Origin of the sequence: Rouxiella sp. S1S-2 (genome assembly GCF_009208105.1) — a bacterium.
In the GTDB taxonomy this organism is placed as follows: Bacteria; Pseudomonadota; Gammaproteobacteria; order Enterobacterales; family Enterobacteriaceae; genus Rouxiella.
On sequence record NZ_WFKL01000001.1, the window covers coordinates 434,938 to 459,233 of the forward strand.

21 protein-coding genes are annotated in these 24,296 nt (G+C 46.8%); 9 read left to right on the top strand and 12 right to left on the bottom strand.

What is annotated here, in order from left to right:
* From GA565_RS02025 to GA565_RS02050, 6 genes are all read right to left on the bottom strand, one after another.
* Positions 1-261: a 2Fe-2S iron-sulfur cluster-binding protein gene (locus tag GA565_RS02025; protein ID WP_152197166.1), complete on the bottom strand. Its 261-nt coding sequence runs from the start codon at positions 259-261 to the stop codon at positions 1-3.
* Positions 258-1,400, bottom strand: coding sequence for a proline dehydrogenase family protein (locus GA565_RS02030; protein ID WP_193311865.1), 1,143 nt, complete (start codon positions 1,398-1,400; stop codon positions 258-260). Before GA565_RS02030 ends, GA565_RS02025 begins: the two co-directional genes overlap by 4 nt.
* Before the next feature lie 43 nt (positions 1,401-1,443).
* Entirely contained in the window at positions 1,444-2,265 is an 822-nt protein-coding gene (locus tag GA565_RS02035) for a TauD/TfdA family dioxygenase (protein ID WP_152197168.1), read from the bottom strand.
* Between the two features lie 12 nt (positions 2,266-2,277).
* Positions 2,278-3,030, bottom strand: a complete 753-nt coding sequence (locus tag GA565_RS02040) for an enoyl-CoA hydratase/isomerase family protein (protein WP_152197169.1) — start codon at positions 3,028-3,030, stop codon at positions 2,278-2,280.
* 1 nt (position 3,031) lies between these two features.
* A complete protein-coding gene (locus GA565_RS02045; RefSeq protein ID WP_152197170.1) occupies positions 3,032-4,537 on the bottom strand; it encodes an asparagine synthetase B family protein in 1,506 nt (501 codons plus the stop codon).
* Between the two features lie 444 nt (positions 4,538-4,981).
* Positions 4,982-5,707, bottom strand: a complete 726-nt coding sequence (locus tag GA565_RS02050) for a pirin family protein (RefSeq protein WP_152197171.1) — start codon at positions 5,705-5,707, stop codon at positions 4,982-4,984.
* A gap of 166 nt (positions 5,708-5,873) precedes the next feature.
* On the opposite strand from GA565_RS02050, the gene GA565_RS02055 reads away from it, so the two are divergent.
* The gene (locus tag GA565_RS02055; protein ID WP_152201274.1) at positions 5,874-6,752 is read left to right on the top strand and encodes a LysR family transcriptional regulator; all 879 of its coding nucleotides are present in this window, start codon (positions 5,874-5,876) and stop codon (positions 6,750-6,752) included.
* Between the two features lie 266 nt (positions 6,753-7,018).
* Positions 7,019-9,910, top strand: a complete 2,892-nt coding sequence (locus GA565_RS02060; protein ID WP_152197172.1) for a dermonecrotic toxin domain-containing protein — start codon at positions 7,019-7,021, stop codon at positions 9,908-9,910.
* A 62-nt stretch (positions 9,911-9,972) separates the two neighbouring features.
* Here GA565_RS02060 and gorA read toward each other — a convergent pair whose 3' ends face one another.
* Together gorA and GA565_RS02070 are read right to left on the bottom strand one after the other, a co-directional pair.
* On the bottom strand, positions 9,973-11,325 hold the full coding sequence (gene gorA, locus GA565_RS02065) for a glutathione-disulfide reductase (RefSeq protein WP_152197173.1): 1,353 nt from the start codon (positions 11,323-11,325) through the stop codon (positions 9,973-9,975).
* 170 nt (positions 11,326-11,495) lie between these two features.
* Positions 11,496-12,338 (bottom strand): 23S rRNA (adenine(2030)-N(6))-methyltransferase RlmJ, encoded by an 843-nt coding sequence (locus GA565_RS02070; protein WP_152197174.1) that lies wholly within the window; start codon positions 12,336-12,338, stop codon positions 11,496-11,498.
* A gap of 294 nt (positions 12,339-12,632) precedes the next feature.
* On the opposite strand from GA565_RS02070, the gene GA565_RS02075 reads away from it, so the two are divergent.
* The 3 genes from GA565_RS02075 (at position 12,633) to rsmJ (ending at position 16,015) form a co-directional block, all read left to right on the top strand.
* A complete protein-coding gene (locus GA565_RS02075; RefSeq protein WP_152197175.1) occupies positions 12,633-13,064 on the top strand; it encodes a molybdopterin-binding protein in 432 nt (143 codons plus the stop codon).
* Positions 13,065-13,171: 107 nt separating this feature from the next.
* Positions 13,172-15,259 (top strand): oligopeptidase A, encoded by a 2,088-nt coding sequence (gene prlC, locus GA565_RS02080; RefSeq protein ID WP_152197176.1) that lies wholly within the window; start codon positions 13,172-13,174, stop codon positions 15,257-15,259.
* A 9-nt stretch (positions 15,260-15,268) separates the two neighbouring features.
* Entirely contained in the window at positions 15,269-16,015 is a 747-nt protein-coding gene (gene rsmJ / locus GA565_RS02085; protein ID WP_152197177.1) for a 16S rRNA (guanine(1516)-N(2))-methyltransferase RsmJ, read from the top strand.
* Here the strand turns inward: rsmJ and GA565_RS02090 are convergent.
* Together GA565_RS02090 and uspA are read right to left on the bottom strand one after the other, a co-directional pair.
* Positions 15,978-16,823 (bottom strand): MerR family transcriptional regulator, encoded by an 846-nt coding sequence (locus GA565_RS02090; RefSeq protein ID WP_152197178.1) that lies wholly within the window; start codon positions 16,821-16,823, stop codon positions 15,978-15,980. The genes rsmJ and GA565_RS02090 overlap by 38 nt on opposite strands.
* Positions 16,824-17,012: 189 nt before the next feature.
* Complete coding sequence (gene uspA / locus GA565_RS02095; protein ID WP_152197179.1) at positions 17,013-17,456, bottom strand: universal stress protein UspA; 444 nt, start codon at positions 17,454-17,456, stop codon at positions 17,013-17,015.
* A 455-nt stretch (positions 17,457-17,911) separates the two neighbouring features.
* Between uspA and uspB the strand changes: the two genes are divergently transcribed.
* Positions 17,912-18,247, top strand: coding sequence for a universal stress protein UspB (gene uspB, locus GA565_RS02100; RefSeq protein WP_055775904.1), 336 nt, complete (start codon positions 17,912-17,914; stop codon positions 18,245-18,247).
* Between the two features lie 116 nt (positions 18,248-18,363).
* On the opposite strand, the gene pitA is transcribed toward uspB, so the two are convergent.
* The gene (gene pitA, locus GA565_RS02105; RefSeq protein ID WP_152197180.1) at positions 18,364-19,863 is read right to left on the bottom strand and encodes an inorganic phosphate transporter PitA; all 1,500 of its coding nucleotides are present in this window, start codon (positions 19,861-19,863) and stop codon (positions 18,364-18,366) included.
* Positions 19,864-20,182: 319 nt separating this feature from the next.
* Here pitA and GA565_RS02110 point away from each other — a divergent pair, with 319 nt between their 5' ends.
* The gene (locus GA565_RS02110; protein WP_152197181.1) at positions 20,183-21,385 is read left to right on the top strand and encodes an NAD(P)/FAD-dependent oxidoreductase; all 1,203 of its coding nucleotides are present in this window, start codon (positions 20,183-20,185) and stop codon (positions 21,383-21,385) included.
* A 95-nt stretch (positions 21,386-21,480) separates the two neighbouring features.
* Here GA565_RS02110 and GA565_RS02115 read toward each other — a convergent pair whose 3' ends face one another.
* Positions 21,481-22,413: a sugar-binding transcriptional regulator gene (locus GA565_RS02115; protein WP_152197182.1), complete on the bottom strand. Its 933-nt coding sequence runs from the start codon at positions 22,411-22,413 to the stop codon at positions 21,481-21,483.
* Between the two features lie 235 nt (positions 22,414-22,648).
* Here GA565_RS02115 and GA565_RS02120 point away from each other — a divergent pair, with 235 nt between their 5' ends.
* Positions 22,649-23,593 (top strand): tagatose-bisphosphate aldolase, encoded by a 945-nt coding sequence (locus GA565_RS02120; RefSeq protein WP_152197183.1) that lies wholly within the window; start codon positions 22,649-22,651, stop codon positions 23,591-23,593.
* On the top strand, positions 23,586-24,152 hold the full coding sequence (locus tag GA565_RS02125; RefSeq protein ID WP_152197184.1) for an AAA family ATPase: 567 nt from the start codon (positions 23,586-23,588) through the stop codon (positions 24,150-24,152). Before GA565_RS02120 ends, GA565_RS02125 begins: the two co-directional genes overlap by 8 nt.
* Positions 24,153-24,296 lie beyond the last annotated feature (144 nt).

Sequence of the window (24,296 nt, forward strand, 5' to 3'; positions counted from 1 at the left end):
TTAAATTTCTACGTGACTGATCGGCGTTGAACAGCAGGTGAGTATATACCCTAAATCGATATCTTCTTTAGATATACCTCCAGAGTGTCTGAGAATAACATTGCCGGAAATTAATTTTATTTTACATTTCCCACAGTGTCCTGATGCACAGTGATATTTCAAGAGTATCTCGTGACGATAAGCACACTGCAAGATTGTTTCATCATGAGAAATCGAAAGTAATTTACCCGCAATGATTAGCTGAAACGTATCCTTGGTCATTTAATAAATCCTTTTAATCTTAACCAGAGTTCTTTTCTAATCGCTAGATTTTCTTTTTTGAATGTTGAAGTTGAAATGGCATTTTCCTCAATACGTCTTAATAGATAGGGGATGGATTCCTCTAAGGGGCCATAGGGAATATACTTACAGGTTCTAATCCCATATTGAGAAAAAAATGAAGAGACATGGTCACCTATACCATAGAGCTGACCCACCCAGAAATTGAGATTTTCCTGCCTCATTTTATTTACTAAAAACAGCATGTTATTTTCATTATGCGTTGCAAAGAAAGGAGTGAAATACAGTTTCTCTTGAAAAATATAATCTATTGCATTTTGATAATTTGTATCTGTCTCATCTTTGGAAGTATAAAACGAACCCACTGTTCTTTTGCTATTAAGTAACTCTTCCTCTAAGTATGCGCCTCGAACTAACTTAATGCCTATCCGGAAGTTATTTTCCTCTGCATAATTGCGTAAATATTTCAGGTAGCTTAAGGAGTCCTTTTTGTAGCACTGTACGGTCAGGGTAATAAGTACCTCAGTGATATTATATTTTTTCATGGCTTTCAGCACGATTTTATCAACAGAGGGTTGTATCCATGATTGTTCAGCATCTACCATTAATTTTACAGACTTACTCTGTGCATAGGAGAATATTTTATCATATCGTTCTAATATTTTGATCCACTCAGGATTAGGTTTGTTTATTACTGAATAGTAGTTATTATTAAATTCGTAAGATGATATAGCTCCTAATGAGGACGGTTTTACGACGACGAAGGGAACAAAAATGTTATCACATGCCAAGTCAATTGTATTTATAATGTTTTCTAAAGTAAAATCAAATAAATTTTCATCCTCACCGGCTTCGAGCGCATAGTCTAACAAACTATAAATTTCATTCCGTTTTAAAAATTCAGTCTTTTTTGTTGCTTCTTCAAGGTTTTTCCCGCCGAAATAAATTTCACCTAATGTATTAAGCAGGTATTGGTATCTGATTTTTAAAAAAAATCTCAATAAATAAATGGAAGATTTTTTAGTGACTCTATTACTTAGTAAGCTCGTGGTAATGTGCTTGAATATTAATGTCGACGTACAATATCGCGATAGGAGACTGTTTTTAAGAGTATCTTTCAAATTTAATATCTCTTTTTTTCTTGGGGAATTTTTAAGAAAAATGCTAGAGCGTTACTGTTTGACCTCGATATAGTCGACGAATTATATTATCGTCATCAAATTCCTCTCTCTCATGAATGACTCGCCGATTATCCATAATTATGAGATCTTGATTGGTCCAATAATGCTTATAAAAGTAGCGAGGTTTTTTCATAAAAGTACTCAGTTCCGCAAAAAAATGCTTTGTCTCATTTGTGGTGTAACCGAGAATTCTTGGTTCCCAACTTGGAGGTTGTCCTTCATTAAAAGGAAAGTAAATAAGCATTTTCCTTACCCAGCCCAGATCGGTGAATACGGGCACTTTGAACCAGCCTTGTGGAGAAACGTTTGAATAGTATCCGTGCTCTAGCACTCTCACTTCGAATGTTTCATTTTCTAAAATATTTTGTAGATGGACGGGCATCTCGTTGTAAGCCAGTACATGGTCACATATCGTCGTCGCCCCGCGAAACTTCATGTTCGAAATTTCTACGGCGTACAGAAACACTTGGTCAACCTGTGATAACAGTAACCCGCCGTCTGCATGAAGAGGTAATTGGCCTCTCCCAGTCACTATTTTACCCTTTTCACCTTCAAGTTTTAAGGTATCGCGATACCCAAAGCCAACAGTGATTTTCTCATCGGCATATTCAACAATACTTCCAAACTGACAGTAAATATCACGAAATTTGTCTGCATCGATATCAAGTTGTTTTACTACAACAAAACCTTGTCGCATAAGTAGTTTCTTTACATCGTCTATATCTGCATTCAAAAAATCCTTAGAATGGATGCTTGCACCAAAGCCTGACTTCATAATAGGTACCCATTGCAGCGTTCTGTTCATGTCGTTCCCTTTTTAATATTTATCACGAAGGATTTCTTTAAAGTGTTTTTGTGCATCTTTAGCACCGAAAGAGCGTTGGTGTACTAACTTTGACGTTTTTTCTGCATCTTTAAGAGCACAAATAAAATTATTATTCATATGGCTTTTAGTATTTGAAAAGGCTACTTTTGGATATTCGGAAATTTTCTTTGCTACGGAAAAAGCTTCATTTAAAAGTTCTTGTTCAGATGTTAATTTATCGACAATATTATATTGAAGACATACCTCAGCAGATAAATCTTTGCACTCAAATATTATTTTACGCATAAGACTAAAACCATGTGTAAATTTTAATATAGATGCACCTACTGAACACCCAATACCATGCTTTAGCTCCGGCATGCAAAAAATGGCTCGCGTTGACATTAATCTCGCATCGAACATCATTGCAAACTGAAAACCCATTCCTATTGCGTATCCATCAACAGCAGCTACAGTGGGTTTACTTACATTAAGCACAGTGGTATAAAGATCAATAACACGATCTATCCAACGGTCAATTTCGTCACCTCCTGATAGTTTCTTGACTTCATTAAAGTCTCCGCCCGAGGAAAATGAACGATTTTTTCCGCCATATATTATAATTGCATTGATTCTGTCATCTAAATCTGCTTTTTTAAGCTCGGTTTTTATTGCGTATTCAAGCTGTTCGCTAAAAGGATTATGTTTGTTGGGGTGATTAAGGGTTATTATTCTTATCGAATCCACGTCTGTTACAATAATCATGTTACTCTCCCTTTTTTAAATTTTGTGCACTCATGGTGCTTGCATCCAAAAGCTTTAATTTCCCAGTTAGAAACTTCTTGTATATTGAGTAAGTGAATTTTGTTTTTTCTATATAATTGTTTTCGGTAGTGGCGATTATTTTTGCGAAACATTTATTGATAGACGAACCCTCATGAATGCCAATTTTTTTCCTCCAAACTATTTCTTTGGGAAGCAAATTTAAACTCTCTGTATATTCTCGTAAAATGTTCTTAACTTCATTATCTCTAATCTTAAATTGAGGGTCTAAATTTCGACACAAAGATATGAGCGTGTTACTCCAGAAAATATGACGTACATTTAGATCATAGCTTCGCGCGCCCTGTGTAGAGAACTCGCCTGTCCATCGAGTGCGATACACTTGCTCAGATAATATTTCATTTGGGTCATCGTAATTTTTTTGTGGGTTGAGTATTCCTCCAAACAATAGGTCTGACCCATATCCTGTCAGTAATGTATTGACTTTTCCTTGTGCTAACCCGTAGACATTAAATAACCCAGATTGAATTTCGGAAGACAACCCATCAAATATTTCATTGTGATAAATGGCCTTTAAAACACCAGAAAGTATATCTTCATCACTTAATATCTTTACTTCATGTTGCGTTCCTAAGGTATCAGATACAATTTTTGAAAATCTAAATTCATCACCAAGCTCTGTCCCTATTGACCATGTTTTAACACTTTTAAAATATTGACAGGCCAAAGCCGTAACCAAACTTGAGTCTAAACCTCCCGATAATGGGATCCCAATTGAAGTGTTATTATTTGTCAGTCTTGAAATTGAACATTTCATATCAGTATCAAGTAGTTCATACAGAATATTTTTATTTAGCGTAAGTAATTTTCTTGATTGTAATGAGTTTATAAGTTTGCTTTCTAGAAAGGGATGTTTTTTGTCATAATAACTCAGTTTGTTAATTGTTCCTGGTTTAAACCTTGTCGCATTTCTTATCGGGATGAAAGTATCATTTTTTGTTGATTGATTAATAAACTCGCCTTCTTCAAAGAAGTGGAATGCTTTTTCTCCTTCAACAATCCCAACCATTTTTAAGCTATTGGTTATCCATGTTTGCTCTGCCATTACTATACTTACAAGATTAAGGCCTTTTGAATCAGTAAGGACCTCTATCTCTCCCTGCTTATATTCAATAATTAGACAGAAATCACCTTCTGCAAGCGAAAGTGCTTCATCACCTAATCGCTCTCTAAGAAGACAAAGTACCTCAGCATCATTTGCTGACCAGATATTTCCCTCTAACTTTCCCAGAGTAGATTTTAATATCTCTATATTATAGATGTCACCGATGAGATAAGCTTTAAAAACATCACTTTCAAAATTAGTCGTGCAAAAGTCCCCCCGGAGAAATATAACCCCAGTCAATAGCTCTACACTTTTACACTCTCGAGTTAGTGGGTGGAATTTTTTATCAGGACAACTTCTTACATAACAAAATTCGGTATTCATTATGACTCCATGAGATAAGTGTAAATTTCATGCGGCAACTTATTTTGTATAAGTTATATGTCAGGTGTAAGCTAAATATAACCTATCAAATTAAAACCTCATGGACAACAAAGCGTACTGTCGGTGTGTATTTTCGTGTTGAGTCTGTTTATATTAACTTTTGCTATTAAATCTGAGAAATAATATTTATATCAGATAATACAGTGGGTTAATATGGGTAAGTTAAGTTATAAAATATTCCTGTTGACTTTACATAACGAAAAACCAGCGTGTAATAAATAGGCTTTATTTCATTAATATTAAAAAGTATTAGAGTGAGAAAACGACGGCAAGAGAACTTGATTTTAGAAAATAAATTGGGGTTTTCACGTATAAATAAAAAGGCCGAGAACAAAGTTCCCAGCCTGATTTACTTTCTTCTTTAACAACACATCTTTTACGCAATTAACGCGCTGGATGGTTAACTTCTACCGGACGCAAGTCAAAAAGCAGCACTTCGGCTTTATCGCCATCGCTGAAAGTCAGCGCTGCTTCATTACGTACGCGCGCACCGTCACCGGCTTTAAACGGCAGGCCGTTAACTTTTACACTGCCGCGGGCGACATGGATGTAAGCAAAGCGCTCGTTGTCGAGCGTGATAGTTTGCTCCTCGTCGCCGTCGAAAAGACCTGCATAAATTTTCATGTCTTGGCGAACGCGCAGCGCGTTATCGTCACCGGTTGGCGAAACAATCAGGCGCAGTTTGCCGCGTTTTTCAGCATCAGCCACTGACACCTGCTGATAACCCGGCTCAGTCCCATTTTCAGCGGGCACAATCCAGATTTGCAGGAAATGAACGCCGTCAGTTTTTGAGTTGTTAAACTCGCTGTGCGTCACGCCGGAACCGGCACTCATCAGTTGCACATCACCCGGGACAATCACTGAACCCGTCCCCATTGAGTCTTTATGCGCCAATTCACCTTCCAACACATAGGAGATAATTTCCATATTGCTGTGCGGATGTGCGCCAAAACCACGTGATGCCGCGACTCTATCGTCGTTAATTACCAGCAGGTCGGAGAAACCCACCTGTTTAGGGTCGAAGTAGCTCGCAAAAGAAAACGTATGGTGAGATTTTAGCCAACCGTGGTCGCCCAATCCGCGTTGTTCAGACAGTCTTTGCTCGATCATGATGTGCTCCTGAGTTTTAGGGAGAAGAACGTTTGTCCTTCCGATGTAAAGAGAATAAACGTAAACTGATTTGTGCAACAGATGGCTGTAATGACAATCACTGTCACGTTTTGGTTGACAATGGCGCTACAAATTGCGGCCAAAACCGGCCTCTAGGGAGTGGATGATGCAGATAGAAGATCTTCGCATTTTTTTGGTAGTGATAAAGGCGGGCAACTTTACGGCGGCGGCGGAACAGTTGCTAATGTCGAAGCAGTACGTCAGTAGAAGAATGGCCTCTCTTGAAGCAGCACTAGACGTAAGATTGCTGATTCGCAATACGCGCAAGCTGTCGGTAACTGAGTCGGGCCTGGTGTTTTCACAGCATGCACAGAAAATTCTTGATGATATTCAGGAAGCCGAGCTGGCAGTTTCAGAAAGGCGTCAGGAATTGCAGGGCTCGTTTCGTATCAGCATTCCTATGTCGTTTGGCGTGAGCTTCCTCTCGCCGCTTATCGCCGAGTTTTTGCGTCAACACCCTGCAGTTCAGTTTCAGATTGAACTCGGGGATCGATACGTTGACTTGATAGGTGAAGGCTTTGATATTGCTATTCGTATTGGTTCTCTCGCCGACTCTTCGCTGATTGCCCGCCGCCTTAGCGTACTTAAGCGTGTGATATGTTGCAGTCCCGATTATCTCCTGCGCGCTGGAACGCCCAAAATTCCTGAAGACCTGCTGCAGCACGACTGCCTGCGCTATGGTCGTGAAGGGCAAAATGGGTGGGAACTGCTGCAGGAAGGTAAACGAAAACTGCTGGATGTCCGCGGCCCCATGGTCAGTAATAACGGCGAAGTATTAAAAGATGCCGCTGTCGCCGGCTTGGGTTTGGTGCTGTTACCCGAATTTATCGTTGAGTCGGCAATAAAGGGGGGGGCGTTGGTCGAGGTGCTAAGCGATTTTTATCCTGAGCCACTGACGTTGAGTGCGGTTTATCCTCAGCATAGACAGCGGAGTGAAGTCAATAAGGCCTTTTTAGATTTTCTTGAGGAGCGTTTGAAACCTTAGTACGGATAGTTAATTAAACTCTCATTTAATCGGCTAGGCGATATTGCATTTAAAAATTTCAATAAAAATATCGCCTTGTAAACCTCATGCATCTTTTATGATTGATAATTAATATGTTCCATCGTTAAGGTTTCCGTGAAAAAGTCTGAAAGTAATAAGTGAATGGTAGAGGTATGATCTTTTTTTTTGATGGATATAATTAGTTGGAATAATCAGAGTAATTTATTTTTATTACTGCTATTCCATTAACTACACGAGAGCATACCATGCTGGAAAATATACTCCATGTTATTTCAAATAATTTAACCAAATTTAATCAGCTAGGTGCGAGTGCACAAAAGGACCGGAACATCCTGATGGATAGCATTCATAACAGCTCTGAATTTCTTCATTCTAATGATTTTAGAACCGCGCACAGGCGTTTTCAAGGGGGTTATAAAAAGTCTGTATTAAACAGAAAGGCTCGAACTGCTTCAAGAAATTTACTTGCAATGGCCTACAAGCGTGACTTAATTAACGTAACGCTGATGGCATGTACGAATAAAGAAAAGATCAAGGCCGGGCAGGGACTTCTGGCGAAACAGCCATACTTGGAACTGACACCGTCATCTTGCTCCTTATGGGTTCAGGCAGGTGCGCAATTATTTACTCAAAATAATTTAACACATACTGGCCCTGTAAAAGCGCCATCGCCTCTCGAGGCTATACCCTCTATACTGACCAACCCACTGAGTTCAGCCTATAATTTAGGGCGAGAAGCCTTAATCAGCGCAGACAATTTCATTAGTAGTATCATGATCGAAATACTTCCTTGGCATTGTGCTGAGGCCCGCGTAGAAAATAGGCCTAACACTAACTCATTGAGTGAGTTTCCTTTAAAAAATCCTGAACAGAGCGTTGAAGAAGGGAGGCATATTGGCGTTAGGGCGTCAGTTCATAAAGTCGATAGAGATAAATATGAGGAAATAATAAGCACCATTAAAGCGGAGTATCCCGAGATATATAATTACGCATCTCTCTTCTTAAAGCTTAAAATTAAAGATAAATATGACCTGGATTTGGACCCCAATAAAGTTTGGTTTAACCGATTCAATTCTGCCACCTCATCAGAGGTTAGCTTTACCGGCTTTGAACACACTGGCCATCCTCAAGACACTAAAACCCTAACAGAGCAACTGCTGGCGAATTTTGGTACCGAAGACCGACTGAATGATGATGCTCTCAGTGGTAATTCCGGTATTTATACTGAGGGTTCATGGGGTACAGTATTTGGTAAGGAAAATGAAGTCCGCCTTCTCCCTGTACAGTTTTCTGAAATTGTTAAAAACAGTGATTTCAGTCGAGTGTATATCAAAAATCTCGATCTATTTTGGAGAAAGAATTTCTCGAAATTTCGAATTATGAATAAGGGAATATTTATCTCGCTGCTCGCTAAACACGTGGGTCAATTAAGCGATCAGGCCTTGCACCTAGTGGTTTCTGCGGTGTTAGGCCATAAGTTAAACCTCAATAAAATAACTTTGCATGATTTAAAAAAATCGTTTATTAAATTAAATTTTGAAATTATGGCTTTTGATATTAATGGTTATGAGTCCAGTGATATTCTCCTTATACACTATCCGCAAAGTGATTTTTTTAATAAAAGTATTAACAGTATTATTGTGTTGTATCAGCCCACGGAAGAGAGAAGCTTTATAGAGTTTGATAATAGACAAGAGCTTAATCAGTGGGTAGTCAAACAAGCAAAAAATCCGCAGAGTCGTACAGCGCTGGCAAATCATTTTTCTTTATACGATCGTCAGGATGGACGGCAATACTCAGGGGTGGATACGCTATTGAAAGAGTTGGGCGATGGCTCACGAGATACGAAATATATCAATTACAATCCTAGGCTGGTTTATGGCGATCCTTTTACTTGGATATCAATCAGGGCAATGGAACGTACCCGAAGTGATGCAAAGACACTGACTACCACCAATGGTGAAGTATTCAAGCAGCAACTCATCATGAATCTCCGGCCTGCGGCTAATATGGCCGGCGTTGCCTCAATGCTTCTCCCCGGCCCCGGTAGCTTGGCTTTATTAGGTATTGGTGTGGTGCAGATTGGGTTAGGAATCGATCAAACCATCAATGGTGATACTCAGCAGCAGCGAAACGAGGGAGTGTCAGATATTGTCGAAGGTGGGATCAATGCGCTATTTGGCGCGGCAGGTTTTGGTGAGCATCTTAATGAAGCTGAACTTCCTGTTCAAAGAGCGGAACTTGCCGAGAGCGATCTTCATAAATCGATAAAAATAGACACTGACGAACTTCATGATGTAAAAGTTTTGGACAGCAATAAGCCGTCAACCTGGGCAGATTATAAGATTGAACAACGTGGCATTACGGCTATCCAAAAAAGCGATGCCGTCAAAGCGGCTTTGATTGCCGATTCACTAAAGGATTTGAGAATTGCGCTAGACAGAGCAAGTAACAGGCTGCGATTGCCAGAGGGTGAAGAGATCGCCGCACGTTATCTGGGACTGAAAAACAGAAGCGAACTCACCGCATTAGATCGCTTAGCAATAAATGAAAATATAACCGGCATGAAGAATTTTTTAATTAAAAGCCTTGATAATGATAAGACTTATCAAACAGTGAAATATATCGGAACAGGCAATTCAAATACTATTGCATTTTATTCTATTGGAAGTAAGAAAATAAATTTAACTAAACACTTTTTTTCACCAGATCACCTTTACAGGCTTAGGGTATTGATGCACGAATTTGTTCATGCAGGCGTTAAGGAGGCTGGAAAACCTACGCCGGACTATTTTTATTTAAGGGCGAGTACGTTAAAAGAAAATGGAATAAATTTAAATCGAGATGAAATGCTATTTATATCCCAGGGGAAGCTTAATATGGAGTATTTCATGTCTAAAGATTTTCATTTGCTGAGAGAAAACTTTGCCAAAAAAATGGGAGAAAAATATTGGTTTTCTGCTGCCGTAAAATTTATTAATAACCAGGAGTTGCGAAAAGCATTATTATTAAAAAATCCAGACACGCAAACTATGATGATAATGGAGCTGGCCTATAAAATAGAACGTGTTATTGGGAACGATGGAAAGATGAAACTGCCTTGGGGCGAAAACGAAGAGCTGAAAATCTCTCGCTGACGTCGTTAATGGTACAGAGCTGCCCATCAGCATGATACCCATGGGCGCTCTTATTAACCGTATTAACGCATGGTCACAAATTCTTCAGCCGCAGTTGGGTGAATCGCGACGGTATTGTCGAAATCTTTCTTGGTTGCGCCCATTTTAACGGCAACCGCGAAGCCCTGCAGGATTTCGTCCATGCCGAAACCAATGCCGTGAATGCCCACGATTTTCTCTTCTTCGCCTACGCAAACCAGCTTCATGCGGCAAGGTTGGCGATGCTGGGTTACCGCGGTATACATGGCGGTAAAGGAAGATTTGTAAACCTTAACGTTGTCCTTGCCGTATTTCTCTTCGGCTTCTGGCTCGGTAAGCCCCAGCGTACCGATTGGAGGGTGGCTAAACACCACGGTTGGGATCAGGTTGTAATCCAGATGCTCGTCCGGCTTGTTGTTAAACAGGCGTTCTGACAGACGACGACCTGCGGCTACTGCCACTGGCGTCAGCTCTACCGCACCGGTGTTATCACCGACCGCATAGATGCCTTTCACACTGGTATTCTGATACTTGTCGACTTCGATGTAGCCTTTATCGTTGGTTTTTACACCCGTCGCTTTTAGGTTGAAGTTGTCAGTTTCTGGCTCACGACCGATGGCCCAAACCAGGCTGTCTACTACAAACTCTTTGCCGTTTTCCAGTTTCAGGGTCAGGCTGCCGTCGGCATTTTTGACCACTTCTTGAGGAATAGAGTCGGTATGCAGCGCCGGACCTTCGGTGTTCATCACTTCAACCAGCGTCTCGACAATCAGCGGATCAAAGGTGCGCAGCGGCGCGTGTTTACGCACAAAAAGGTGAGTTTCTGCACCCAGGCCGTTCATCACGCCGGCGATTTCTACTGCGATATACCCTGCGCCAACGACGGCAACGCGGCGCGGCATCTCCATCAGATCGAAGAAGCCGTCGGAGTCGATTCCGTATTCCGCACCCGGAATGTCAGGATGGCTCGGGCGACCGCCGGTGGCGATCAGGATGTGATCGGCAGTGATCGTTTCGCCATTCACTTCAACGGTGTGCGCATCAACGAAACGGGCAAAGCCGTGGATTACGTCCACTTTGTTTTTACCCAACACATTATCGTAAGAGGTATGAATGCGGTCGATGTAGGCGGTGCGGTTGGCAACCAGCGTTTTCCAGTTGAAGCCGTTTACCTGGGTGTCAAAGCCGTAGTCTGGGCCGTAATGACGGATCGCTTCAGAGATTTGTGCGGCGTGCCACATCACTTTCTTAGGAACACAGCCGACGTTTACACAGGTGCCGCCGAGTGCTTTTGCTTCGATAATGGCACATTTTTGTCCGTACGTGGCTGCGCGGTTAATTGATGCGATACCGCCGCTGCCGCCGCCAATTGCCAGATAGTCATAATGTTTGGTCATCGAATTTTCCATAAGTTAAGAATGATAAGAAGGCCGGGAAGCAAGCGTTCCCAAAATCTAATGGCATAGAGTTTAACGCCTGAAACGGCTTTGTCGCAAAGATTGCAGCTATGATTGTAATAGGTTTTGTAGCCGAAGGCGGGGATTGCCTCCGGCGTTGCAGAAAATATTTACTCTGGCACGACCCATTTAACCAGGTGATGACCGTTGCCGTTGGGCACCAGCGCCTCAAGCAACCACGGCAGCACGTTTTTCATCTGCTGCTCAAGTTTCCACGGCGGGTTGATAACGATCATGCCGGAGGCGGTCATGCCGCGCTGGTCGCTGTCGGGACGCACGCCAAGCTCAATCTGCAGAATGCGACGAATACCGGTAGCTTCAAAATCGCGCAGCATACGTTTGATTTGCTGGCGCATAACGACTGGATACCAAATCGCATAGGTGCCAGTAGCAAAACGCTTATAGCCTTCCTGAACGCCTTTTACCACATCCTGATAGTCAGTTTTCAGTTCGTACGGCGGGTCCATCAGAATCAAACCACGGCGTGAAGGCGGTGGAAGTTGGGCTTTTAATTGCTGATAACCGTCGCCACGCAGCACGCGGGTACGATCGTCTTTCTGAAACTCGTTACGCAGCAGAGGGAAGTCGCTCGGGTGCAGCTCTGTCAGGTGCAGCCTGTCGTCTTCACGCAGCAACTGGCGGGCGATCAGCGGCGAGCCTGGGTAGTAACGCAGGTTCTCGTTGCGATTAAAGTGTTTCACCGCAGACATATAAGGCGCCAGCTCGGCCGGTTGGTCTTCACGCTGCCAGATACGGGCAATCCCTTCCAGATACTCACCGGTGCGCTCGGCGTGTTCACCACTCAGCTGATAGCGTCCCGCACCCGCATGGGTGTCGAGATACAGAAACGGTTTATCTTTTTCTTTCAGAGATTCAATGATCAAACTCTGAACGGTGTGTTTAAGAACGTCGGCATGGTTGCCTGCATGAAAACTGTGGCGGTAACTCAACATAATGTTTTTACGTTTTCCGAATAATTTATAGTGACAGTAAAATCAGTAGGTTACCGAAAGTTTATACTGTGCAAGAATGCCATGCTTGACGTTTTTTAGCCGTTCTCTACAAAACAGCCGCCGCGGCAAGCAGGTAATATCTGACAGTATAAACTGTTTAGGGCATAAAAAGTTACAGGCATTAACGGCCACCTTTAACTAACGCGAGCGACAGGTTAGACCGGCATGTCATGAGGCTTTAGCAATAAATGCATGCTAACTTCTAAGAAGTCACTTTTTTCTAAGGAGAACACGATGTCCGTTTCTGCGCGTAACCAGCTGTCTGGTGTTATTTCCTCGCTTTCTGAAGGCGCGGTGAATGACGAAATTGAAATCCAGCTGGCCAGCGGGGCGAAGCTGGTCGCAGTCGTCACGCAGTCGAGTTCGCACACGCTGGGGCTTAAAATAGGTAAAGAGGTCACGGCACTTATCAAGGCTTCGTGGGTGCTGTTGGCGACGCCTGACAGCGATTTGATTTTCTCGGCCCGCAATCAGTTTACTGGCCAGATTACCGCGCTGGAAAAAGGCGCGATTAATGCCACCGTAGAGATTAACACTGAAGAGGGACTTATCTTGACCGCGGTTATCACCAACGACAGCGTAGACGACATGGCGCTGACCAATGGGTCACCGATTACGGCGCTGGTTAAAGCCTCGAGCGTGATACTGGCAGTGAAGAAATCCTGAGATTACCAACGTGAGACAACCCAGCACTGCCCTTGAATTTGGTCTTGGGTGTCCTCATGTTAGTTTTTACGCCTTATTGATGATGTTTCTCATACCAGGACTGCCCTATGACCCAATCTACGCAAAACGATTCGTTAGCTAAAAACCCGCTCTTGGAACAGTTCGATTTACCGCCATTTTCTGCGATTCTCCCTGAGCACATTGTGCCCGCGGTGAAGTCCGCCATTGATACCTGTCGCGCAACCATTGAAGAGGTTGTGGCCCAGTCTGGTCCTTACACTTATGAAAAACTGTGCCAGCCTATCGCCGAAAGCGAAGATAAGTTTAGCCGTATCTGGTCACCGGTTGGCCATCTTAATTCTGTAAAAAACAGCCCCGAACTGCGTGCGGCCTACGAGCAATGCCTGCCGATGCTGTCTGAGTTCGCCACCTGGGCGGGCCAAAACGAAGGGTTGTATCAGGCCTACCGCGACCTGAAAGAGGGCGATAATTTTGCCGGTTTGACGCTGGAGCAGAAGAAAGCCGTCGACAACGCGCTGCGTGATTTTGAATTGTCAGGCATCGGCCTTTCTGCCGAAAAGCAGAAGCGTTACGGTGAAATCACCTCACGCTTGTCTGAGCTGGGCTCCACTTACAGCAACAACGTGCTCGACGCCACAATGGGCTGGAGCAAGCTGATTACTGATATCAATGCGCTGAGCGGCCTGCCTGAAAGCGCGCTGGCAGCAGCACAAGCGCTGGCGGAAGCGAAAGAGCAGGAAGGTTGGTTACTCACGCTGGACGCGCCGAGTTATTTACCGGTGATGACCTATGCCGACAACGCCGAACTGCGTGAAGAAATGTATCGCGCCTTCGGCACGCGTGCCTCGGATCAGGGCCCGAATGCCGGTAAGTGGGACAACAGCGAGGTGATGGCCGAAGAGTTGGCACTGCGTCACGAACTGGCACAGCTGCTGGGCTTCGACTCCTACGCCGACATGTCGCTGGCAACCAAAATGGCGGAAAATCCGCAGCAGGTAATTGGTTTCCTGAATGATTTAGCCAAACGCGCCCGTCCGCAGGGTGAGCAAGAGCTGGCTCAGCTTCGCGCTTTCGCCAAAGAGAATTTTGGTGTTGATGAAATGAACGCCTGGGACCTGCCTTATTTCGCTGAAAAACAGAAACAACATCTGTTTTCCATCAACGACGAGCAGCTGCGCCCGTACTTCCCGGAAAATCGCGCGCTGTCTGGCCTGTTTGAAGTGGTCAAACGCATCTATGGCATTACGGCCAAAGAGCGTAAAGACGTGGATACCTGGCACAAAGACGTGCGTTTCTTTGACTTGTTTGACGACAGCGGTGAACTGCGCGGCAGCTTCTATCTGGATCTCTATGCCCGCGAGCACAAGCGCGGCGGTGCATGGATGAATGACTATGTCGGTAGCCTGCGCCGCAGCGACGGTAAACTGCAGCATCCGGTCGCTTATCTAACCTGTAACTTTACGCGTCCAGTGGGCAAAAATCCGGCGCTGTTTACCCATAACGAAGTGACCACGCTGTTCCACGAGTTCGGCCACGGCCTGCATCACATGCTGACCAAGGTTGAAACTTCAGGCGTTGCCGGTATTAGCGGTGTGCCGTGGGATGCCGTCGAGCTGCCGAGCCAGTTTATGGAAAACTGGTGCTGGGAGCCTGAGGCGCTGGCGTTTATCTCTGGCCACCACGAGACTCACGAGCCGCTGCCGCAAGAAATGCTAGAGAAGATGCTGGCCGCTAAAAATTATCAGGCAGCGCTGTTTATTCTACGCCAGCTGGAGTTCGGCCTGTTCGACTTCCGCATGCACGCCGAATATGACCCGGCCAAGGGTGCACGCATTCTTGAGACGCTGGCGGAAATTAAAAAACAGGTTGCTGTGGTGCCTTCACCGAGCTGGGGCCGCTTCCCGCATGCCTTTAGCCACATATTTGCCGGCGGTTATGCGGCAGGCTATTACAGCTATCTGTGGGCTGAAGTACTCTCTGCCGATGCTTATTCGCGCTTTGAAGAGGAAGGTATCTTCAACCGTGAAACGGGCCAGTCGTTCTTGGATAACATCCTGACGCGTGGCGGTTCTGAAGAGCCAATGGACTTGTTTAAACGCTTCCGTGGCCGTGAGCCACGGCTGGATGCTATGCTGCGTCATTATGATATCAAAGAGCTGAGCCTTGAAGGATAACGACATCCCGTGAGTGTGTTTTTAGCATGTGAAGAAGGCGCCGATGAAGGCGCCTTATCTATTCTGGCCGAACGCTGGAAACTGATTTCTGACCCTGATGCCCTGATGGCACTGGTGCTGACCCCTGAAAGACTTGAGTTGCGCAAGCGCGATGAGCCTAAGCTTGGCGCGATTTACGTCGATTTTGTGGGGGGAACGATGGGCCACCGTCGGCGTTTTGGCGGCGGGCGCGGCGAGGCGGTTGCCAAGGCGGTAGGGATTAAAGGCAGTTATTTGCCCGACGTGGTCGATGCGACGGCGGGGCTGGGGCGTGACGCCTTTGTGCTGGCGGCGCTAGGTTGCCGAGTAAGAATGATTGAACGTAATCCGGTGGTGGCGGCATTGCTCGACGACGGGCTGATGCGTGGCTATCGCGATGCGGAAATCGGCGTTTGGCTGCAGCAGCGTTTGACGCTGTTACACGGCTCAAGCTTGACTGCGCTCGCTGATATTTCGCCGCGACCACAGGTCGTGTATCTGGACCCCATGTATCCTCACCGGCAGAAAAGTGCGCTGGTCAAAAAGGAGATGCGGGTATTTCAGGGGCTGGTGGGCGCCGATGAAGACGCCGATGGCCTGCTCGAGCCCGCGCGTCGTTTAGCCACCAAGCGTATTGTGGTAAAGCGGCCGGACTATGCACCGCCGATGGCCGACACGCCTGCTCAGGCGGCCGTGACGACTAAAAGTCACCGTTTTGATATTTACACGCCACTTTAAAGTTCGCGGCTTTGCCGACCAGCATTACCGGCAGGCCCTGATTCAGCCAGCGGTCAAATTTGGCCTGCTGGCGTGAGTCCAGCGTGCTGTCTGACCAGATCATGAAATGTTCAACCTTAAACGCCGACAGATCAGGGTCATTCACCTCAAGGCTTATTAACTCCACGTTTAGCCCTTCACCCGCCAGTTTTAGTGCCTCAAGCCACAACTCCAGAGGATCGTCGATTTGCATCGGCAGCAGTAAAACCTGCGTCTCGGGATGGCTGCGTGTGGTGCGCATCACGTAAGTCGCATATTCAATAATAATGCTGTCTAGCAGACCTTTTTGCTGACTCAACACACCTTGGCTGCGGGTTGCCAAAAATTCTCTTATCGGCCGCAGCACCTTATTGACCAGGCAATGCAGTGGATATTCGCGGCCAAAACGCCAGAGAATACGCCGCAGTTTCTGCAATTTCCCCTCACCGAGGCACTCTAAAATCTCGGCCTGCAAACCGCGCCAACTGCTGTTTTGGCGCTTAATTTTTCCCTCGCAGGCAGGGTGGACGTCTGGCTCGTTAAGGTACGGAGGGATCAGCGCGATCGGTACTCCGGCGGTGACCTTTTTCAGGATCGCATGCAGGCGGGTGAGATCGCTTTCGCTGTACCAGCAGCTCCCTCTCTCATCGCGCTCAGGGTTAATCAGGCCATAGCGCTGCCACGCACGCAGCGTTGCGGGCAATACGCCACAATACTGGGCTGCAGTTTCAATACTGTAGTGGCAGGGAAGCGGCGGCGAGCGATCTTTCAGGCAAGAATAGATGTCCATAGGCTAACAAAATCCATTTGTTCACAAATGAACCTCTAGCTATAAGTGAAACAAACCGCTTTGTATAGTTAGATTTAAGTTAATACAAATTTAATAAAGGGAAATTTGAGCTAAATCATTATATCGTGAAATGCATTATGCCGGGGTACAGAGCTGCACCCCGGAAAAAACCTGCCTAGACGGCCGTTCTTATTCTACCGCGTCTTCAGGGTCGCGCAGGGGAACGATAAGCATATCGATGTGAACAGTATTGATCAGTTGGCGAGCCGAGGACATCAGCTTGCTCCAGAAGTCCTGATGGTGGCCGCACAGCACCAGGTCTACGTCATATTTTTTAATCGCATCAACCAACACCTGCGCCAAGTCACCGCTGCCGCTAAGCGTTTCAGCGATAGGGTAGCCCGCATTTTGAGACAGCTCGCTCAGAGCATGGTGGGTTTCTTCGGAAATGCGCTTTTGCATATCGCCAAGGTTGACGTCAATCAGGCCGGTGTAGAGGTCCGAGTAATTCACATCAACGTGGATAAGAGACACTTTGGCGTTGTATGGACGGGCAAGAGAGACCGCTTTTTCAACCAGCACTTTGCTTTCTGGAGAAAGGTCAACCGCAATCAAAATATGTTTATAAGCCATAAGAAACTCCTTCCATAAGTCATTTAACGTTAATTCGGATTATCTGAGTGTCGTCCTGTCACTGCTGCGTAAACTAGGGGGCGCATAAGCTAATCGTTGCATAAACAACAGGCTGAAAACTTATCATACCTCAAGTATAGCGCTAAAACGCGAGATGCAGTGCCATCATTGGTGGGCATCACTGATGCGTATCACATTGTTCATAAGGGCGCTGCGCCAGAAAAATTGCTTTTTTGCTCCCCGATTTATATTTCATTTCCTACACTCAATAATAGGCGCGAGAACGACACGTCGTCTCTTCACGAAAGTGAAGCCCACGCTGAAGGTGCTAGCCCGGAAAGAGTCTGGGGGGCGGGCAGAAAATTGCCCAGGGGATTAAGTCATAAGAAGAGAGTAAGGGCGGGAAACATGCGGCAGTTTGCCGATGCGTTTCGATGTCGCCTTAAGGGGGAATCATGGTAAGTCCCGTTGCGCTATTTTGGGCTTTATGTGTGGTTTGTGTCGTAAATATGCTGCGTTACTACTCTTCTCTGCGCGCACTGTTGGTCGTCCTGCGAGGATGCGATCCGCTTCTTTATCAATATGTTGACGGCGGTGGATTTTTTACGGCCCACGGACAGCCGAGTAAACAGATAAGATTAGTGCGTTATATCTATGCTCAGCGGTATGTCGATCACCACGACCCTGAGTTTATCCGCCGTTGTGAAAGGGTTCGCGGTCAATTTGTGCTTACGACTGCACTTTGCGGATTAATTCTTATCAGTATGTTGGCGATGCTGATTTGGTATTGAATCCCATTGAAATAAGGACCGTTGAATGAGAGTAAAACGACAGTGAGTATCGATATAAGAGTAAAAAAATAGGCGATGCATTTTCATGCACCGCCTATTTTTACGCATAAAGCCGATTAGATCAGTTTTAGCGCCAGCCAGTAGAGTACGCCAGAAAGTAAAATTGAGACGGGCAGAGTGAGTAACCACGCCAGCGCAATGTTCTTGATGGTTTTACTCTGTACGCCACCGCCGTCAACAATCATGGTGCCTGCTACCGCCGAGGACAGTACGTGAGTCGTCGAAACCGGCATACCGGTATAACTTGCCACGCCAATCGATACGGCTGCGGTAACCTGTGCAGAAAGACCCTGCGCGTAGGTCATGCCTTTTTTACCAATCTTCTCACCAATGGTGGTCGCCACGCGCTTCCAACCCACCATCGTTCCCAGCGCGAGCGCCAGAGCCACAGCGACAATGATCCAGATTGGCGCGTACTCAACGGTTTGCAGCAAATCGCTGTGCAAGTCGTTAAGGAAACGCTTATCGGCAGAGCTGGTTTCTTCCAGTTTAGCCGTTTTATCTGCGGTATCCGCCACGCACATTAGCAGGCGACGCATATGGCTACGCTGCTCCGGCGCCAGGTCACTGTAGCTTTGTAAGTTAGCCAGCATTGCCTGAGAGCGGGTTATCGCTTCCATTGCCTGCGAGTTAATGCAGTGGAACTCAACCGGTGCACCGTTGCTGGTGTCGGTTGGCGCAGGCACCAGCGGCGTCAATGCCACCACGTGCGGCAACGCATCAGCGTGTTGCTGATAGTACTGCTGCAGGTGATTTACGGCGTCACGGGTACGGGTAATATCGTAACCCGTCGCGTTCATATTAAGCACGAAGCCCGCGGGCGCTACGCCAATCAGCACTAGCATGATCAGGCCAATGCCTTTCTGACCATCGTTCGCGCCATGGGAAAAACTTACCCCGATGGCCGAAAGGATCAGGGCAATACGCGTCCAGAATGGCGGTTTTTTCTTGCCATCCTGTTTCTCGCGTTCTGCCGGCGTCAGGTGAATACGTTTACGTTTTTTATTCCCGCTCCAGTAGCGACGGAGCACAAAAATCATGGTTCCGGCAATAATCATCCCTACCAGCGGCGAGATAATTAATGACAGGAAAATGCCGATCATTTTGGGAATGTTTAAGGCATCCACTATCGAGCTGTGGGTCATTAGCGCGTTGGTTAATCCTACGCCGATAATGGCACCGATGAGCGTGTGGGAGCTGGAGGCCGGAAGGCCGAAATACCAGGTTCCCAGATTCCAGATAATCGCCGCCAATAGCATTGAAAACACCATAGCGAGACCATGCGCGGAACCCACGTTCAACAGCAAGTCGGTTGGCAACAGGTGAACAATGGCATAGGCCACGCTCAAGCCGCCAAGCATGACGCCGAGAAAGTTGAATACGCCAGCCATCACAACCGCAAGTTGCGAACGCATAGCGCGCGTATAAATAACAGTCGCTACTGCGTTAGCCGTGTCATGAAAGCCGTTGATGGCTTCGTAGAACAGCACAAACAGTAGTGCGAGAATCAATAACAGGCCGGTATGGAAATCCAACCCGGCGAATAAATGCAGCATAATTGTTACGCCAGTTTGTGGACATGAACGCCGCGCATTATCTGCGAGAACAGGGTGGGTGGAAAAGGAAAATATGACATTTTTTTGACTAAACGTAGGTTGAAAATTAGCCATGTGCAAAGAGACTCTTTTAAATTCATTGATTTAAAAGGGGTTTTGCTTATGAAACATTTCGTTACCTGCGCTGATTATTCTGCAGTTATCTGGCGTATCTTCGCTACAGCGCTTACAATCGGGCGCGCAAGAAGCTGAATTGCACGCTTTTTGTTCGCTAACCAAGGTTTTTTTCAACCAAAAAGCATCATTCAGAGAGGTTTTTGTGGAACAGTACGACGTTGTAGTCATTGGTGCCGGTGCGGCAGGAATGTTTTGTGCTGCAGAGGCGGGCCAAGGTGGCTGTAAAGTACTGTTGCTTGATAACGGCAAAAAACTGGGCCGCAAAATCCTGATGTCCGGCGGTGGCCGCTGTAATTTCACCAATCTTTATGCCGAACCTGCGGCCTATCTATCCGAAAACCCCCATTTTTGTAAATCTGCACTGGCGCGCTATACCCAGTGGGACTTTATCGACCTGGTCACCCGTTACGGCATTGCCTGGCATGAAAAAACCCTGGGCCAACTGTTTTGCGACGACTCCGCTCAGCAAATTGTGTCGATGCTGGAACAGGAGTGCCAAAAGGGTCAGGTCACGGTTCGCCTGCGCAGTGAAATCAGCGCGGTGGAAAAAACTGAACGGGGCTTCAACATTACGCTAAACGGTCAGGTTGTGAGCACTCACTCACTTGTTGTGGCCAGCGGTGGGCTTTCAATGCCGGGTCTTGGCGCCTCACCGTTTGGCTATCGCCTTGCCGAGCAGTTTGGCCTTAAAATACTGCCAACCCGCGCCGGATTGGTGCCTTTTACCCTGCATAAGCCGCTGCTGGACCATTTGCAGACCCTCTCAGGCGTGTCGGTGCCGTCGGTGCTGACTGCCGAAGACGGTACCGTGTTTCGTGAGAGTATCCTTTTTACCCATCGCGGGCTCTCCGGACCGGCGGTTTTACAGCTTTCCAGCTATTGGCAACCCGGTGAGTTTGTAAGCGTTAACTTACTTCCTGGCTTAGACCTGGCGGGGTTTTTAAACCAGCAGCGTCAAGAACATCCTAACCAAAGTTTGAAAAACACCCTGTCTTTGCATTTGCCCAAGCGGCTGGTGGAGTGTTTGCAGACGCTGGAACAAATTCCCGACGTCACGCTCAAGCAGCTCAACCCTGCGCAGCAGTCCGCGTTGGTTGAACAATTGCAAAACTGGCAGGTTCAGCCGAACGGCACTGAGGGTTACCGCACCGCCGAAGTCACATTAGGTGGCGTAGACACGCGGGCGCTGTCGTCTAAAACCATGGTCGCCAACGCCGTCCCCGGCCTGTATTTTATCGGTGAAGTGGTCGACGTCACCGGCTGGCTCGGCGGCTACAACTTCCAGTGGGCCTGGAGCTCGGCATGGGCCTGCGCACAAGACTTGATTAAGACGCGTGCGGAATAATTCAACTCACCTAGCGTCTACAGCAGCGTATTGCCCTTGAGTGCAACTCAGGCTTAATCTCCCATTTTGGGAGTAAGCCAAGCGCTTTTTATTGTTTAGCTTATCGGCAGGCGGTCCAAAATGGCCTGCGCGGTATTCACGTCGGTCACCAATGAATTAATCATGCCTGAACGAACGGCGCCGATAATGGCGGCGGCTTTCTCCGGCGTAGCGGCTACGCCAATGGTCAGCGGCGTGCGGCGCAGCTGCTCAACCGATGCCGCAATCATGCGCTCTTCTCCTTCCCAATGCAGAATTTCACCAGCCTCAGTGATGTAATGACGTAAAACGTCGCCCGTGGCGTGGCTCAGCGCCTGCTCGCCCGGCGTGGCGGTGCTGCTTTCACTCGGTTTTGGCTCGTGAGTCAGACCTACACCGACAATCGCCACGTCCAGCCTGTCCCACAGAGAAATAATTTCCTGCACGCTGAGATCACGCAAAAAGGCTTCCCGCAGCTCCGGCGACGAAATGTAAGGCGCATGCAGGAAGTAAGGGGTGCCTTCCATCTGCTCGGCCGCGCGGCGAACAAATTCGGTAATTTGAAAATGTGGGGCCGCCTGCTGCATGCCGCCGTTCAACGCGACGGTCAGCACGCCCGGCAATCGCGGCAGGCCTGCCAGCGTTACCTCTCTTACCGCACGTCCCCAGCCGATACCTAATACCGAGCCAGCGCTTAATCCTGCCTGTGAAAGCAGCGAAGCCAGTGGCGTACGCAGCGCATCCAACACATTGTTCGGCGGCGCGTCCACGACATAGGCATGCTTAAGGCCGAGGCGCTGAACGAGATCGGCGGTCATGTTTTCGGGTGAAGATAACCCGATGACTTCTATGCGAACTATGCCTGCTGCGCGAGCTTTGTTAAGCAGTCGGGAGATGGTCGCGGTTGAGACATCCAACTTGCGCGCAATCTCGACTTGCGACATATCGGACTCGTAATGAAGCTTCGCTACCATGTGCATTAATGTGCGCGTTGCTGCAATATCTTGCAAAATTGGCTCTTTCAGCTTGAAATTCCTTTCAGTAATGAATTACACTCAATGCGTCGGTTGAGGAATTATTGCTCAATAGCGGTGAGAAAGCAATGTTCCACTCAGGGCTTAAACCCTTTAAAACCGGCGTTTTTCATGATTTTTCGGCCTCCCTTGAGAGCAAGGGAAACGACAGAGCGTCCAGTGTAATCGAGATTTTTTAATCTGTAATAAATTTCACGCAAAGGAGAGTTCCATGTCAAAGTTGTCAACGTCTGAATTACGCGGCTATCAGCAGATTTGTGGTCAAAACGGTGCCATGCTGGTTATTGCCTGCGACCAACGCGGCGGTATGCGCACGCTGCTTGCCAGTGACCCACAACAGCAGGCGTCCATTTCCGAGCAGCAGCTTGGGCTGATTAAAGCCGACATCACCCAGTATCTTGCCAGCAAAGCGTCCTGCGTATTGGTGGACCCGGTTTGTGCGGTGCCACAGCTGGTCGATGACGGGATTATTTCACGCGATACCGCGTTGCTCATCGGGCTGGATGCGTCGGGTTGGGACAATACGCCGGAAGGTTATCGCCTCTCTCGCTTGGCGAAAGGTGTGGATGCCCGTCGCGTGCGTGAGCTGGGGGCGACTGGCGGTAAAATAATGGTGTACCTGCGCTCTGACCAACCCCTGGCCAATAAGCACAATATCGAGATCCTGCATAAATGTATTAAGGACTTCAGCAGTGAAGACCTGCTGCTGGTGGTCGAGTTCCTGACCTACAAGCTTGATAGCGAAACCGACGAAGAATATAAAGCGAAGGTGCCGGAGTTGATTTATGGTGGGACGCAAATTTGCCTCGATGCCGGTTCCAAAGTGCTGAAACTGCCTTATCCAGGTTCAAAACAGGCTTGTGCGGCAATCACCAAGCTTGCCGGGGATGTGCCTTGGGCGGTACTGTCGGCGGGCGTGGATCATGAAACCTTCCTCAAACAGGTCGAAGATGCGATGAGTACCGGTGCTTCAGGCGTAATTGCCGGTCGCTCGCTGTGGAAAGACTGCATTTCTCTGGATCATGCCACCACCAAAAATAAGCTCGAAACGGTTGCGGTTCCTCGTCTGAAAGAGCTTCAGGCGGTGATTCAGCAATATTATAAAGCGGCCCAAAAGGGTAAAAGCACATCAACCGAACAGGTGGAACATGTCTGATAACAGAGAAGTTTTTAACGCTGAGACGGGTAAGCGGGTCATTCTGGTCAACGGGATCCCTGCATCGGGTAAAAGCAGTCTCGCCGTTGAACTCTCTGTAAAGACGGGTTGGTTGCAGCTGTCGCTTGATGGCATAAAAAATCCTTTCCTTCAGCGTATTGAAGGAGTCGATAGGGCCTTTAACCGCCGGCTGGGTCAAGCCAGCTATCAGGTTATCTGGTCAATCGTGGCGGATGCGCCACAGGGCAGCACCTTTATTGTCGATGCCTGGTTCGGTTTCCAACCGAAAGAGGTACTGGTCGACTATCTCACTCAGGCGGGCGTGAGTGAAGTGCTTGAAATCTGGTGTCAGATTTCGCCGCATACTGCCGGATCACGATACGAAGCGCGATTGAGTGAGCGAGTGGCGGGTCATTTGGGGGCCGAATATATACCCGAGCTAAAAATATTGGCCGAGAAGGCACAGCCAATGGAATTAGGGCCGGTATATTATTCCGACCAGGAAAAACCTGTGGATATTGATGCTATTAAACAGTGGGTAAATTCTACCTTTAAATAGCGGAAGGCGACGGATTAAAAAGACTGCCAATCATATAATATACATTTAATAATGTTACCTGACATGAAACTCGGTACGCATCGAGATCCCATATCATTAATTTAGGATAAAGTTACTTATTATTATTTTCAATGAATGACAAAT

Coding starts and splice junctions, on each gene's coding strand:
- GA565_RS02070 (WP_152197174.1), bottom strand. CDS start 12,338: ATGTTGAGTTACCGCCACAGTTTTCATGCAGGCAACCATGCCGACGTT.
- uspB (WP_055775904.1), top strand. CDS start 17,912: ATGGTAAGTCCCGTTGCGCTATTTTGGGCTTTATGTGTGGTTTGTGTC.
- GA565_RS02025 (WP_152197166.1), bottom strand. CDS start 261: ATGACCAAGGATACGTTTCAGCTAATCATTGCGGGTAAATTACTTTCG.
- uspA (WP_152197179.1), bottom strand. CDS start 17,456: ATGGCTTATAAACATATTTTGATTGCGGTTGACCTTTCTCCAGAAAGC.
- pitA (WP_152197180.1), bottom strand. CDS start 19,863: ATGCTGCATTTATTCGCCGGGTTGGATTTCCATACCGGCCTGTTATTG.
- gorA (WP_152197173.1), bottom strand. CDS start 11,325: ATGACCAAACATTATGACTATCTGGCAATTGGCGGCGGCAGCGGCGGT.
- GA565_RS02075 (WP_152197175.1), top strand. CDS start 12,633: ATGTCCGTTTCTGCGCGTAACCAGCTGTCTGGTGTTATTTCCTCGCTT.
- GA565_RS02045 (WP_152197170.1), bottom strand. CDS start 4,537: ATGAATACCGAATTTTGTTATGTAAGAAGTTGTCCTGATAAAAAATTC.
- GA565_RS02055 (WP_152201274.1), top strand. CDS start 5,874: ATGCAGATAGAAGATCTTCGCATTTTTTTGGTAGTGATAAAGGCGGGC.
- GA565_RS02035 (WP_152197168.1), bottom strand. CDS start 2,265: ATGAACAGAACGCTGCAATGGGTACCTATTATGAAGTCAGGCTTTGGT.
- GA565_RS02050 (WP_152197171.1), bottom strand. CDS start 5,707: ATGATCGAGCAAAGACTGTCTGAACAACGCGGATTGGGCGACCACGGT.
- GA565_RS02090 (WP_152197178.1), bottom strand. CDS start 16,823: ATGGACATCTATTCTTGCCTGAAAGATCGCTCGCCGCCGCTTCCCTGC.
- prlC (WP_152197176.1), top strand. CDS start 13,172: ATGACCCAATCTACGCAAAACGATTCGTTAGCTAAAAACCCGCTCTTG.
- GA565_RS02125 (WP_152197184.1), top strand. CDS start 23,586: ATGTCTGATAACAGAGAAGTTTTTAACGCTGAGACGGGTAAGCGGGTC.
- GA565_RS02060 (WP_152197172.1), top strand. CDS start 7,019: ATGCTGGAAAATATACTCCATGTTATTTCAAATAATTTAACCAAATTT.
- GA565_RS02040 (WP_152197169.1), bottom strand. CDS start 3,030: ATGATTATTGTAACAGACGTGGATTCGATAAGAATAATAACCCTTAAT.
- GA565_RS02120 (WP_152197183.1), top strand. CDS start 22,649: ATGTCAAAGTTGTCAACGTCTGAATTACGCGGCTATCAGCAGATTTGT.